The organism is Pseudomonas sp. G5001 (assembly GCF_013385475.1).
Classification (GTDB): Bacteria; Pseudomonadota; Gammaproteobacteria; order Pseudomonadales; family Pseudomonadaceae; genus Aquipseudomonas.
Window position 1 is genome coordinate 14672 of record NZ_JACAPZ010000029.1, and the last position, 13861, is coordinate 28532.

The 13861-nt window shown below is 61.1% G+C and carries 13 protein-coding genes; 6 read left to right on the forward strand and 7 right to left on the reverse strand.

What is annotated here, in order from left to right; genetic code table 11:
• The first annotated feature begins 6 nt into the window (after positions 1-6).
• A complete protein-coding gene (locus tag HX805_RS22425; protein WP_003210742.1) occupies positions 7-720 on the forward strand; it encodes a DUF3108 domain-containing protein in 714 nt (237 codons plus the stop codon).
• Between the two features lie 253 nt (positions 721-973).
• Complete coding sequence (locus HX805_RS22430) at positions 974-1162, forward strand: hypothetical protein (protein ID WP_003210741.1); 189 nt, start codon at positions 974-976, stop codon at positions 1160-1162.
• 222 nt (positions 1163-1384) lie between these two features.
• On the opposite strand, the gene HX805_RS22435 is transcribed toward HX805_RS22430, so the two are convergent.
• The 7 genes from HX805_RS22435 to HX805_RS22465 all read right to left on the reverse strand — a co-directional run bounded on the left by HX805_RS22435 (position 1385) and on the right by HX805_RS22465 (position 9174).
• Entirely contained in the window at positions 1385-1930 is a 546-nt protein-coding gene (locus HX805_RS22435; RefSeq protein ID WP_003210740.1) for a DUF2058 domain-containing protein, read from the reverse strand.
• 25 nt (positions 1931-1955) lie between these two features.
• A complete protein-coding gene (gene mazG, locus HX805_RS22440; RefSeq protein WP_008438185.1) occupies positions 1956-2789 on the reverse strand; it encodes a nucleoside triphosphate pyrophosphohydrolase in 834 nt (277 codons plus the stop codon).
• A 153-nt stretch (positions 2790-2942) separates the two neighbouring features.
• Positions 2943-5186 (reverse strand): GTP diphosphokinase, encoded by a 2244-nt coding sequence (relA, locus tag HX805_RS22445; protein ID WP_003210738.1) that lies wholly within the window; start codon positions 5184-5186, stop codon positions 2943-2945.
• A gap of 136 nt (positions 5187-5322) precedes the next feature.
• Complete coding sequence (rlmD, locus tag HX805_RS22450) at positions 5323-6675, reverse strand: 23S rRNA (uracil(1939)-C(5))-methyltransferase RlmD (RefSeq protein ID WP_008438175.1); 1353 nt, start codon at positions 6673-6675, stop codon at positions 5323-5325.
• Entirely contained in the window at positions 6675-7577 is a 903-nt protein-coding gene (gene cysM, locus HX805_RS22455; RefSeq protein WP_003210736.1) for a cysteine synthase CysM, read from the reverse strand. The genes rlmD and cysM overlap by 1 nt, the downstream gene beginning before the upstream one ends.
• Positions 7578-7677: 100 nt before the next feature.
• The gene (locus HX805_RS22460) at positions 7678-8274 is read right to left on the reverse strand and encodes a tRNA-uridine aminocarboxypropyltransferase (protein ID WP_003210735.1); all 597 of its coding nucleotides are present in this window, start codon (positions 8272-8274) and stop codon (positions 7678-7680) included.
• A gap of 6 nt (positions 8275-8280) precedes the next feature.
• The gene (locus tag HX805_RS22465; RefSeq protein WP_003210734.1) at positions 8281-9174 is read right to left on the reverse strand and encodes a LysR family transcriptional regulator; all 894 of its coding nucleotides are present in this window, start codon (positions 9172-9174) and stop codon (positions 8281-8283) included.
• A gap of 244 nt (positions 9175-9418) precedes the next feature.
• On the opposite strand from HX805_RS22465, the gene speB reads away from it, so the two are divergent.
• From speB to HX805_RS22485, 4 genes are all read left to right on the forward strand, one after another.
• Positions 9419-10369: an agmatinase gene (gene speB, locus HX805_RS22470; RefSeq protein WP_003210733.1), complete on the forward strand. Its 951-nt coding sequence runs from the start codon at positions 9419-9421 to the stop codon at positions 10367-10369.
• Positions 10369-10794, forward strand: coding sequence for a nuclear transport factor 2 family protein (locus HX805_RS22475; RefSeq protein ID WP_008438173.1), 426 nt, complete (start codon positions 10369-10371; stop codon positions 10792-10794). Before speB ends, HX805_RS22475 begins: the two co-directional genes overlap by 1 nt.
• Before the next feature lie 21 nt (positions 10795-10815).
• Complete coding sequence (locus tag HX805_RS22480; RefSeq protein ID WP_003210731.1) at positions 10816-12321, forward strand: cytosine permease; 1506 nt, start codon at positions 10816-10818, stop codon at positions 12319-12321.
• A gap of 111 nt (positions 12322-12432) precedes the next feature.
• Positions 12433-13815, forward strand: coding sequence for a sodium:solute symporter (locus HX805_RS22485; RefSeq protein ID WP_003210730.1), 1383 nt, complete (start codon positions 12433-12435; stop codon positions 13813-13815).
• Positions 13816-13861 lie beyond the last annotated feature (46 nt).

The window sequence follows — 13861 nt, forward strand, 5'->3', positions numbered from 1 at the left end:
GACTTTATGCGTCGCGCCCTGCTCTTCGCTTTTGCGCTGTTCGCCTTGCCTGCCGTGCAAGCGGCAGACCTTCACCCTTTCTCCGCCAGCTACACCGCCGACTGGAAACAGTTGCCCATGAGTGGTTCGGCAGAACGCAGCCTGACCAAGAATGACAACGGCAGCTGGACCTTGAATTTCAAGGCTTCCATGATGATCGCCAGCCTGACTGAAACCAGCGTGATCCGCTTCGACAAAGACGCCCTGCAACCGGTGAGCTACACCTTCGAACGCGGTGGCCTGGGCAAGACGAAGAAGATCAACCTCGACTTCGATCAGACGGCCAAGAAAGTCACCGGCTTTGAAAACAAGGACCCGGTCAACGTGGCCCTTCAAAGCGGCATGCTCGACAAGTCGACCTACCAGTTGGCATTGCAGCGCGATGTGGCAGCCGGCAAGAAAAGCATGAGCTACAACGTCGTCGAAGGCACTGATGTCGATACCTACGACTTCCGCGTGATCGGCCCGGAAAAGGTCCAGACCAAAGCCGGCTCCATCGATGCGATCAAGGTCGAGCGCGTGCGTGACCCGACTCAAAGCAAGCGCATTACCCAAATGTGGTTTGCCAAGGACTGGGGCGGCATCCTGGTTGCCCTGCGCCAGGTCGAGACTGACGGCAAGGAATACAACATCATGCTGCAAGACGGTACCGTTGACGGCAAGGCTGTCAAAGGCAGCTGATCCTCTGCGCAATGAAAGAGCCTCGCGTACGCGGGGCTTTTTTTCGCCTGCCGCCTGACGCCAACATGAAACTTTTGTCATAAAACTCAGCGCCCTGCGACGCAATGTCGCGGTTTCCGTGGGCTCGCGGGATTACTCCAGTTTCTGTAAAGGTGTGTTGCAATTCCTGGTTATTTACTTAGCAAGCTAACAAATCATATAACAAAGGCCTGCGACGCCTTGCCGCAGATCAACCAGAGATTGGAGCAAGCAGATGACTGTAAAAGTAACTGAACGCGACGATGAACATATGTCCCACGAAGCAGTAGCCCACGGGATTCACATCTGGGATGTACACCAGCAAGACCTGCTGGTCGGCATGTTTCACGACGAGGCCGAAGCTCATAATTATAAAAACGAGCTCGAGACCCTTGAGATGAAACGCCAGGCGCAAAGCTCCTGAAACTCTGAAATCCTGTAGATAACCAGCCCCACGCAGCTGGAGTGTCTATAAACACAAACCCCGCCTTTTGAGCGGGGTTTGTGTTTTTGGGGTTGGGATTGGGATTTTGGGGGCGCTTCGCGCCCCAGCGGGAGCAAGCTCCCTCGCCACAGCAAGCTGCCTCGCCACAACAAGCTCACTCACCACAATAAGCTCCCTTGCCACAATGGAGTTTCTAACGCATTACCACATCAGGTCATCAGGGATCTGGTAGGCGGCGTACGGATCGTCCTCATCCGGCACCTGGCTTTCGGTCAGCACGTTCATCTGGACGATGCGCTCCGGCGCCCGCTCCTGGATCTTCAGCGCGGCTTCGCGCGGGATCACCTCGTAACCGCCACCGTGGTGCACGATCGCCAGGGAGCCGTTGCTCAGCTTGTTACGCATCAGCGTGTTGACCGACAGGCGCTTGACCTTCTTGTCGTCCACGAAGTTGTAGTAGTCCTCGGTGGTCAGCTTGGGCAGGCGCGAGGTTTCGATCAATTGCTTGACCTGCGCAACGCGGGCCTTGGCCTCGGCTTTTTCCTGCTGCTGACGGTTCAGCTCCTGGTCGCGCTTGACCTTTTCGGCATGCGCCTGGATGGCCAGGCGCGCCTGGCTATCGTCCGCTTCGGCCTGGCCTTTATGCACCAGGCGCTGCTGTTTCTGTTTCTCTTTGCCGACCTGCTTGGCCTGCTTTTGGTTGACCAGGCCTGCTTTGAGCAACTGGTCGCGAAGGGAAATGCTCATGGTGCTTACTCACTTGGGCAACGGCTCAGCCGCAGCTGGACAGATTCTTTTCCTGGCGTTTGGCTTCGCCCCACAGGGCGTCCAACTCTTCGAGGGTGCAATCTTCTATGGGACGGTGGGTCTCGCGCAATGCCTGTTCGATAAATCGGAAACGTCGTTCGAATTTAGCGTTGGCTAAACGCAAGGCTGCTTCCGGGTCGACCTGGAGGTGACGGGCCAGGTTGACCGCCGCAAACAGCAGGTCACCTACTTCATCGGCGATGGCGGCCGGGTCGTTATCGGCCATGGCTTCGAGCACTTCATCCAGCTCTTCGCGCACGTTATCCACCACGGGCAACGCGGCCGGCCAGTCGAAACCCACCTGCCCGGCACGCTTTTGCAATTTGGCGGCGCGGGAAAGCGCCGGCAAGGCCGTGGGCACATCATCCAGCAGGGATAACTGCTGTGGGACGTCGGACTTTTCCGCACGCTCCTCGGCCTTTATTTCTTCCCAACGCTGCTTGACCTGCTCTTCGCTCAGCTGCGGAATATCCAGCGGCGCGTACAAGTCTCCCGTGGGAAACACATGCGGGTGACGGCGAATCAACTTGCGGGTAATGCTGTCGATCACCCCGGCGAATTCGAAGCGCCCTTCTTCCCGCGCCAGCTGGCTGTAATACACCACCTGGAACAACAGGTCGCCCAGCTCACCTTGCAGGTGATCAAAATCCCCGCGCTCGATCGCATCGGCGACTTCGTAGGCTTCTTCCAGGGTGTGGGGGACGATGGTGGCGTAGGTTTGCTTGATGTCCCACGGGCAACCGTATTGCGGGTCGCGCAGGCGGTTCATCAGGTGCAGCAGGTCTTCAAGTGAATACATCAGTCTCTTTCCGCAGAAGTGGGAACGCTGAGGATCAAATGTGGGAGCGGGCTTGCTCGCGAAGGCGTCGTGTCAGTTGCCTGATATTTGACAGACACATCGCCTTCGCGAGCAAGCCCGCTCCCACATTTCAGTCCGCGCTCATCCAGCTACTCATGGCGTGCGATTACGCCGGGTCTCAATAATGTTCGGCAACTGGGAAATACGCCCCAGCAACCGACCCAACGCGTCCAGCCCCGGAATCTCGATGGTCAGGGACATCAGCGCCGTGTTGTCCTCTTTGTTCGAGCGGGTGTTGACCGCCAGCACGTTGATCCGCTCATTGAGCAGCACCTGCGACACATCACGCAGCAGCCCGGAACGGTCGTAGGCACGAATGATGATGTCCACCGGATAGGTCAACACCGGCACCGGGCCCCAACTGACCTGGATGATCCGCTCCGGCTCGCGCCCGCCCAGTTGCAACACCGAGGCACAGTCCTGGCGGTGAATGCTCACCCCGCGGCCCTGAGTGATGTAACCGACGATGGCGTCGCCCGGCAATGGCTGGCAGCAGCCGGCCATTTGCGTCATCAGGTTGCCGACGCCCTGGATCTGGATATCGCCCCGCTTGCCCGGCTTGTAGCCGGTGGCCTTGCGTGGAATCAGTTCCAGCTGCTCGCTGCCACGCTCCGGCTCAACCAGTTGCTGGGCCAGGTTGACCAACTGCGCCAGGCGCAGATCGCCGGCACCGAGGGCGGCGAACATGTCTTCGGCGATCTTCATGTTGGCCTTTTCGGCCAGCTTGTCGAAGTCCACCTGCGGCAGGCCCAGGCGTGCCAATTCGCGCTCGAGCAAGGTCTTGCCGGCGGCGACGTTCTGGTCGCGCGCCTGCAATTTGAACCAGTGGACGATCTTCGCCCGCGCCCTGGACGTGGTGATGTAGCCCAGGTTCGGGTTTAGCCAGTCGCGGCTCGGCGTACCGTGCTTGCTGGTAATGATCTCGACCTGTTCACCGGTCTGCAGGCTGTAGTTGAGCGGCACGATGCGCCCGTTGATCTTGGCGCCACGGCAGTTGTGGCCGATCTCGGTGTGCACCCGGTACGCAAAATCCAGCGGTGTGGCGCCCTTGGGCAGGTCGATCGCGTGGCCGTCGGGGGTGAAGATGTAGACCCGGTCAGGTTCGATATCCACCCGCAGCTGGTCGGCCAAACCGCCGATGTCGCCCAGCTCTTCGTGCCACTCCAGCACCTGGCGCAACCAGGAGATTTTCTCTTCGTACTGGTTCGACCCGGCCTTGACGTCGGTGCCCTTGTAGCGCCAGTGAGCGCATACGCCCAGCTCCGCCTCTTCGTGCATCGCGTGGGTGCGGATCTGTACTTCCAGCACCTTGCCCTCGGGGCCGATCACTGCCGTGTGCAATGAGCGGTAACCGTTTTCCTTGGGGTTGGCGATGTAGTCGTCGAATTCCTTGGGGATGTGCCGCCACAGCGTGTGCACGATACCCAGCGCGGTGTAGCAGTCGCGCATTTCCGGCACCAGCACACGCACGGCGCGCACGTCGTAGATCTGGCTGAAGGCCAGGCCCTTGCGCTGCATTTTGCGCCAGATGGAATAGATGTGTTTGGCCCGGCCGCTGATGTCGGCTTCAACCCCGGTGGCCTGCAATTCCGTGCGTAACTGGCTCATCACGTCGGCGATAAAGCGCTCACGGTCCAGCCGCCGCTCATGGAGCAGCGTGGCAATCTGTTTGTATTGATCGGGTTCGAGGTAACGGAAGGACAAGTCCTCCAGTTCCCACTTGATATGGCCGATGCCCAGGCGGTGGGCCAGCGGCGCGTAGATGTCGAACACCTCGCGGGCGACGCGGTTGCGCTTTTCGTCGTCGGCGGTTTTCACCGCCCGAATCGCGCAGGTACGCTCGGCCAGCTTGATCAAGGCGACGCGCACGTCGTCGACCATCGCCACCAGCATCTTGCGCAGGTTTTCCACCTGGCCCTGGGTGCCCAGCACCATCGACTGGCGCGGGCTGAGGCTGGCACTGATCGCCGCCATGCGCAGCACGCCGTCGATCAGCTTGGCCACCACGGTGCCGAAACGCTGGCTGACGGTGGGCAGTTGAATATGCCCCTCACGCACGCCGCGATACAGCACCGCCGCGATCAGCGAATCCTGATCGAGCTTGAGATCGGCGAGGATCTCGGCGATTTCCAACCCGGTGCGAAAGCTTGAAGTGCCTTCGGCCCACAGGTTCTTCGCCGCATTGTCTTGCTGCTCAGACTCACGAGCGAACTCGCAGGCTGCTTTCAAGGCTTCACGGTCCAGTGCCGGGTCGACACTGATGGCATGATCCAGCCATGCCTCGAGATTGATACTGCCGTCGGTGTTGATCGGCTGGTGTGCTCTCACCTGTACCATCTTGCTTACCTTCCCTACGACGCACCTTTTAGTGCGTCAAAATCATCGCTGACCTGCTTTACAAAAAAAGCTTGTGCACGCTCCCTGGCAGGTCACAGGCCCAGGAGATGCAGGCCAGTCGGATTAAACGGGCATCCTAGCCCGCTTCAAATAACGCCATGGCCTCGACATGGGCCGTCTGGGGAAACATGTCGAGGATCCCGGCACGTTTTAGCCGGTAGCCTTGCTTGACCAACTCGACCGTGTCCCGCGCCAGCGTTGCCGGATTGCAGGACACATACACCAGGCGATCAGCCCCCAGGGTAGCGAGCTTGCGCACAACCTCCAGGGCACCATCGCGGGGTGGGTCCAAGAGTACCGCAGAAAAGCCCTGTTTGGCCCATTCCGCGTCGGTCAAAGGCTGGGACAAATCGGCCTGAAAAAACTGAACATTATGCAAATTATTGCTGACGGCATTCTGTGCCGCCCGGTCCACCATGGCCTGCACGCCTTCCACCGCCACCACTTCCCGCACTTGGCGGGCCAGCGGCAAGGCGAAGTTGCCCAAGCCACAAAACAAATCCAGCACCCGCTCGTCGGGCTTTGGCGCCAGCCAATCCAGCGCCTGGGCGACCATCGCCTGGTTGACCCCGGCGTTGACCTGCACAAAGTCTCCCGGGCGGTACGCCAACTGCAAATCCCACGGTTCCAGACGATAGCCCAAGGCCTGGTCTGGTTCGACCGGTTGCGGCTGGCCCTCGCCATGCAGCCACAGTTGGGCTTCATGGAACGTGCAAAATTCCTGCAGGATCGTCAGGTCCGCTTCGGACAAGGGCGCCATGTGTCGCAACAACACGGCAATCGACGAACCACTGAATAATTCCACATGCCCCAACGCCTGAGGCTTGCTCAAGCGCCGCAGCATGTTGGGCAAACGCTGCATGATCGGTTGCAAGGCCTGTACCAGCACCGGGCAATCGTCGATGGCGACGATGTCCTGGCTGGCCACGGCACGAAAGCCGACTTCAAGTTTCTTCGCCTTGGCATCCCAGCGCACGGCCACGCGGGCGCGGCGGCGATAACCGAATTCCGGCCCACTCAAAGGCGCGGCCCACTCCTGGGGTTCGACACCTGCCACACGGGATAATTGCTCGGCGAGCATGCGCTGTTTCAGGGCGAGTTGTTCGTCATGGGGCAAGTGTTGCAGGCTGCAACCGCCGCAACGGCCGGCGTGCACACAGGGTGCCGGACGGCGCAGTTCGCTGGCGGTAAATACGCGCTCGGTGCGCGCCTCGACCACTTTGCCGTGGGCGCCCAACACCCGCGCTTCCACCTCTTCGCCGGCCAGCGCACCCACGACAAACCAGGTGCGGCCTTCAAAGAACACAATGCCGCGGCCGTCGTTGGCCAGGCGCTCGATGGTCAGGCGCTGCTTCTTGCCTACGGGAATCTGTGGGGCCCGGCTGCCGCCCGTCGGTTGGAAGCGCAGGCCTCTCTCGTGCTTGGCCATCAGTTGGGCGCGTCGAAAATGCCGGTCGACAGGTAACGGTCGCCACGGTCACAGATGATCGCGACGATCACCGCGTTTTCCAACTCCTGGGACAAGCGCAACATCCCGGCCACCGCGCCACCGGACGACACGCCGCAGAAGATGCCTTCTTCACGGGCCAGGCGGCGGGTGGTGTCTTCGGCTTCACGCTGGGCCATGTCGATGATGCGATCGACGCGAGCCGCGTTGTAGATCTTCGGCAAGTACTCCTCGGGCCAACGACGGATCCCCGGGATCGCTGCGCCTTCCATCGGTTGCAGGCCGACGATCTGGATCTCGGGATTCTGCTCCTTGAGGTAGCGCGAATTGCCCATGATGGTGCCGGTGGTGCCCATCGAACTCACGAAGTGAGTGATGGTGCCCTGGGTCTGGCGCCAGATTTCCGGGCCAGTGGTGGTGTAGTGCGCCTCGGGGTTGTCGCCGTTGGCGAACTGGTCCAGCACCAGGCCACGGCCTTCGGCAGCCATACGCTCGGCGAGGTCGCGGGCGCCTTCCATGCCTTCTTCCTGGGTGACCAGGATCAACTCGGCGCCGTAGGCGGTCATCGCCGCCTTGCGCTCGGCGCTGCCGTTGTCGGGCATGATCAGGACCATCTTGTAGCCCTTGATCGCCGCGGCCATGGCCAGGGCAATCCCGGTGTTACCGGAGGTGGCTTCGATCAGGGTGTCGCCGGGCTTGATCTGCCCACGCAACTCGGCGCGGGTGATCATCGACAACGCCGGGCGGTCCTTGACCGAGCCGGCCGGGTTGTTCCCTTCGAGCTTGAGCAACAAGGTATTGCTGGTGTTGCCCGGCAGGCGCTGCAAGCGGACCAGCGGGGTGTTGCCGACGCAATCGGCGATGGTGGGGTACTGCAAGGTCATGGCGTATTCGCAATCCAGACTGCGGGGGCGACTATCATACCGGGAAAGGCTGGCGGGCCATATCACGCAAAGTGTGGTGCTTATCGCTTAATGGAATAAGTCAGGCGGGGCCGTGGTTTCTCTGGAACACTTCATCGCCCATCGCGGCAATCTGTCCTTCGATCAATGCCTCGAACGGTTTCAGCAGCGGCTCAAATGAGGTGGGCGCTTCAAGCACCTGCAACGCCTGCACGATGGCCTCCACCGTCGACAACGCTCCGGGCCCCGGTGCCTTGCGCAGCCGATAACGGGACACGGCGCCTTCCGCCAGCGTCACCCGAGGCAGCGCCGCCAATAAAGGATTGAGGTGCAGCAACTTGCGCGCCTTGCGCCAGGTACCGTCCGGCACCACCAACAGCAACGGTTCGTCGGATGGCGTATAGGCCTGCAAGGGTTGGGCATTTTCATCCGGAAACAACAGACGCGCCTGATAACCCGGCGGATTCAACAACGCCTGCAAATCCTCAAACACCTCCCCCACCACCAACTGCGCATTCACCAAGCCCAGCGCCGCCAACCGCGCGGTATTCAAGGCGTGATTGACCTCACTCGGATGCTGCAACAGCAACACCCGGGTTCGGCTATCCAGCCGGGGAATCAGCGCGCACAGGCAGTGAGTGGTGGGCCGCAGGCAGCGGGAGCATTGGGGTCTGGACATGGGTTTTCAGGCCTGGTTGAGCTGGGCTTTGAGTAAATCGCGGAAGGTCTGGATCAGGGGTTCGCGGCTGCGGCCCCGGCGCATGATCATCGAGAACGGCGCCTGGTAACCAAAGGTTGCCGGCAGCAGTACCCGCAAATCCCCTTTGTCGGCCCAGGCCTGGGCGTAGTGCTCCGGGAGGTAGCCGATGTAGGCGCCGGACAGCACCAGGATCAATTGCGCCTCCATACTTTCCACCGTGGCGGCGCTGTGCTTGAAGCCGTGACGCGCCAGTTCGGCCTGGCTCCAGTAACCACGACCGACCATGCGTTGCTGGGTGATGACTTGTTCGGGAATGCGCCGCTCGTTGAACAATGGGTGACGGGTGCTGCAATACAGCCAGTGCTGTTCGCGGTACAGCGGCATATAGATCAGCCCGCTCATCCGGTTGGAAAACGCACCGATGGCCAGGTCCAGGCGATTATCCTGGACGCCGAGTTGCAACTCGTAAGGACTCATCACCGACAGGTGCAAATGCACCGCCGGGTGTTCCTGACTGTAGGCGCCGATCACTTCGGCAAACGGCAAGGCCTTGTCGCTGACGGTGGAGTCGAGTACGCCGAGTTTCAGGGTGCCGCGCAGTTCGCCTTTGAGCGCGGCGGCGTATTGCTCGAAGCCTTCCAGCTCGCCCAGCAGGCGCAGGGTTTCCTGATGGAACAACTCGCCCTTGCTGGTGAGGCTGAACCCGCCCCGCCCGCGATGGCACAGCACCAGGCCCAACGCGGCTTCCAGCTGGCTCATGTAAGTGCTGATGGCCGAGGTCGACAGGTTGAGTTCGTGCTGGGCATTGGCGAAACCCTGGTGCCGCACGACGCTGACGAAGATGCGCAGGAGTTTCAGGTCGGGCAAGGCGTTGGCCATGGGCTCTCCAGAGGCAAACATAAAACCTGTGGGAGCGGGCTTGCTCGCGAATGCGGTGGATCAATCGAACCCTCCGTGACTGACACACCGTATTCGCGAGCAAGCCCGCTCCCACATTTGAACCGAGTTTACCTCAGGCATTAGTTTAGAAAAATCTGAACTAAGTATTTGCCCCTGCCGATTCTTCCCTTCCCATGCATTTCGCAGAATCGGCTTCTAATAAACAAAACGATGAGGCAATCCCGTGGACAAGATTTTCCACCAACCACTGGGCGGCAACGAAATGCCGCGCTTCGCCGGCATCGCCACCATGATGCGTCTTCCCCATCTGCAATCGGCCAAGGGCCTGGATGCCGCCTTCGTCGGCGTGCCCCTGGACATCGGCACCTCCCTGCGTGCCGGCACCCGTTTCGGGCCGCGGGAAATTCGCGCCGAATCGGTGATGATCCGCCCTTACAACATGGCCACCGGAGCCGCGCCGTTTGACTCGCTGTCGGTTGCCGACATCGGCGACGTGGCGATCAACACCTTCAACCTGCTGGACGCCGTACGCATCATCGAAGAAGCCTACGACGAGATCCTCGAACACAATGTGATCCCGATGACCCTGGGTGGCGACCACACCATCACCCTGCCGATCCTGCGGGCGATCCACAAGAAACACGGCAAGGTCGGGCTGGTGCACATCGATGCCCACGCTGACGTCAACGACCACATGTTCGGCGAGAAAATCGCCCACGGCACCACCTTCCGCCGCGCGGTGGAAGAAGGCTTGCTGGATTGCGACCGCGTGGTGCAAATCGGCCTGCGCGCCCAGGGCTACACCGCCGAAGACTTCAACTGGAGCCGCAAACAGGGCTTCCGTGTGGTCCAGGCCGAAGAATGCTGGCATCACTCGCTGGCGCCCCTGATGGCTGAAGTGCGCGAGAAAGTCGGCGGTGGCCCGGTGTACCTGAGCTTCGACATCGACGGCATCGACCCAGCCTGGGCGCCCGGCACCGGCACCCCGGAAATCGGTGGCTTGACCACGATCCAGGCGATTGAAATCATCCGCGGCTGCCAAGGCCTGGATCTGATTGGTTGCGACCTGGTAGAAGTTTCGCCGCCGTACGACACCACCGGCAACACCTCGCTGCTGGGCGCCAACCTGCTGTACGAAATGCTCTGCGTATTGCCGGGCGTGGCGCACCGCTGATGAGCGCCCAGGCCGAGGTATTAAAAGCCGCGGCCGACCTGGTGTCGGCCTTCGCCCGCAATGATCGCGACGCCTACTTCGGTGCGTTCAGTGCCGACGCCAGCTTCGTGTTCTACACCCTCCCCCAGCCGCTGCTGAGTCGCGATGCCTACCAGGTGTTGTGGGACAGCTGGCGCCGGGACGAGGGATTTGAGGTGCTTTCCTGCACCTCAAGCAACGCTTTCGTCAGCCTGCACGGTGACGTCGCGGTATTTGTGCATGACGTGGCCACCGAGCTGCGCATGAACGGGGAGCAATTCTTTAGCCAGGAACGCGAGACCATTGTCTTCAAGCGGCAAGGGGTTCGCACACAACAAAAAGAAGGCCTGTGGCTGGCCTGTCACGAACATTTGTCCGCTATGCCGGAAGGGCTGCCGCCCCATTAGCCAATGTGATCGGAGCAGATCATGAATAATAAAAACAACGAAAACAGTATTCGCAACATAGAAACCAACGGCGTCGAACAGATCCCGGACCACGAACGTACCGCCGGGCCGAAGGATTTGTTTCGCCTGATTTTCGGCGGTGCCAACACCTTCGCCACCGCCGTGCTGGGGAGCTTTCCGGTGCTGTTTGGCTTGTCGTTCCAGGCCGGCGTCTGGGCGATTGTGCTGGGCGTGCTGGTGGGTGCGGTGATCCTCGCCCCCATGGGTCTGTTCGGTCCGATCAATGGCACCAACAACGCCGTGTCTTCCGGTGCGCACTTTGGTGTGCACGGGCGGATTGTCGGCTCGTTCCTGTCGCTGCTGACCGCTATCGCGTTCTTTTCACTGTCGGTGTGGAGTTCAGGCGATGCACTGGTGGGCGGTGCGAAACGTCTGGTGGGCTTGCCGGAAACCGACCTGACCCTGGGCCTGGCCTACGGCGTGTTCGCCATTCTGGTACTGACGGTGTGCATCTACGGCTTTCGCTTCATGCTGTGGGTCAACCGCATCGCAGTGTGGGCGGCGAGCCTGCTGTTCCTGCTGGGGATCTTCGCCTTCGCGCCGGCGTTCGACAGCCACTTCGCCGGCACCGTTGCCCTCGGCCAGACCGGCTTCTGGGCGGCGTTTATCGGTGCAGCACTGGTGGCCATGAGCAACCCGATTTCCTTCGGCGCGTTCCTCGGCGACTGGTCGCGCTACATCCCGCGGGAAACCTCGAAGATGCGGATCATGCTGGCGGTGGTGTTCGCGCAGATCGCCACCTTGATCCCGTTCCTGTTCGGCTTGGCCACCGCGACCATCGTGGCAGTCAAGGCACCGGACTACATCGCGGCCAACAACTATGTCGGCGGCCTGCTGGCGGTGGCACCGAGCTGGTTCTTCCTGCCGGTGTGCCTGATCGCGGTGATCGGCGGCATGTCCACCGGCACCACCTCGCTGTATGGCACCGGCCTGGACATGTCCAGCGTATTCCCGCGCCTGCTGTCCCGGGTCAAGGCGACGCTGCTGATCGGGGTGATGTCGATTGCCTTCATCTTTATCGGACGTTTCGCCGCCAACCTGGTGCAGAGCGTGTCGACCTTCGCCGTGCTGATCATCACCTGCACCACGCCGTGGATGGTGATGATGATCATCGGCCTGATCGTGCGCCGGGGTTACTACTGCCCGGATGACCTGCAAGTGTTCACTCGCGGCGAAACCGGCGGGCGCTACTGGTTCAGCCATGGCTGGAACTGGCGCGGCCTGGGGGCCTGGATCCCGAGTGCGCTGGTGGGCCTGTGCTTCGTCAACCTGCCGGGGCAGTTTGTCGGGCCGCTGGGCAACCTCGCCGACGGCATCGACATCAGCTTGCCGGTGACCCTGGGCCTGGCCTCGCTGGTGTACCTGACACTGCTTCGCGTGTTCCCTGAACCGGCTGCCGTCTACGGACCGACTGTGGCGAGGGAGCCTGCTCCCGTTCGACTGCGCAGCAGTCGCGAGGCCGCCTGATGAATTGCGTGGAATGGATTGGGGCTGCAATGCAGCCCAGCGGGAGCACGCTCCCTCGCCACACAGCCCCCTTTAGCCCCACATAAAAAAGATAATCGGAGACTCGCCGTCATGGCCTTAGATCTATTCGTCGTCCTAATCTACGCCGCCGGCATGCTGGTGCTCGGCTACTACGGCATGCGCCGCGCCAAGACCCATGAAGACTACCTGGTGGCCGGCCGCAACCTCGGCCCGACGCTGTACATGGGCACCATGGCTGCCACGGTGCTGGGCGGTGCGTCCACCGTCGGCACCGTGCGCCTTGGCTATGTACATGGTATTTCCGGTTTCTGGCTGTGCGCCGCGCTGGGCGCGGGGATCATTGCGCTGAACCTGTTCCTGGCCAAGCCGCTGCTGAAGCTGAAAATCTTCACCGTGACCCAGGTCCTGGAGAAACGCTACAACCCCATGGCCCGCCAGGCCAGTGCGGTGATCATGCTGGCCTACGCGCTGATGATCGGCGTGACCTCGATCCTGGCCATCGGCACCGTGCTGCAAGTGTTGTTCGACCTGCCCTTCTGGATGTCGGTATTGGTAGGCGGTGGCGTGGTGGTGGTGTACTCGACCATTGGCGGCATGTGGTCGCTGACCCTGACCGACATCGTGCAGTTCGTGATCAAGACGGTCGGCCTGATGTTTATCCTGCTACCAATCTGCCTGTACCGCGTCGGCGGTTGGGATGAATTGGTGGCCAAGCTGCCCGCGTCGAATTTCAGCTTCACTGAAATCGGCTGGGACACCATCATCACCTACTTCATGATCTACTTCTTCGGCATCCTGATCGGCCAGGACATCTGGCAACGGGTGTTCACCGCCCGTGACGAAAAGGTCGCCCAGTACGCAGGCACCTTCGCCGGTTTCTACTGCATCCTCTACGGCCTGGCCTGTGCGCTGATCGGCATGGCCGCCCACGTACTGATCCCGGACCTGGACAACGTCAACAATGCGTTCGCCGCCATCGTCAAAGTCTCGCTGCCCGACGGTATCCGCGGCCTGGTGATCGCCGCTGCACTGGCTGCGATGATGTCCACCGCCAGCGCCGGCTTGCTCGCCGCTTCCACCGTATTGACCGAAGACCTGCTGCCGCGCCTGCGTGGTGGCAAGCAGTCAAGCTTGAAGATCAACCGTCTGTTTACCTTGCTGACCGGTATCGCTGTGTTGGGTATCGCGCTGGTGGTGAGTGATGTGATCAGCGCACTGACCCTGGCGTACAACCTGTTGGTGGGCGGCATGTTGATCCCGCTGATCGGGGCGATTTTCTGGAAGCGTGCGACGACTTCCGGGGCGATCACCTCCATGACCCTGGGTTTTGTGACCGCGTTGGTGTTCATGATCAAGGATGGTTTGGACGCCAATACGCCGATCTACTACAGCCTGGGTGTGGGCCTGGTGAGTTTTGTGCTGGTGAGCTTGCTGTCCCGTCGTCCGGAGGCTGTTGCGGCTCGGGCGATCTGAAAAAACAGTTGAAAGAAGCTTTCTTCAGCGGGTGCGACGTCGGATG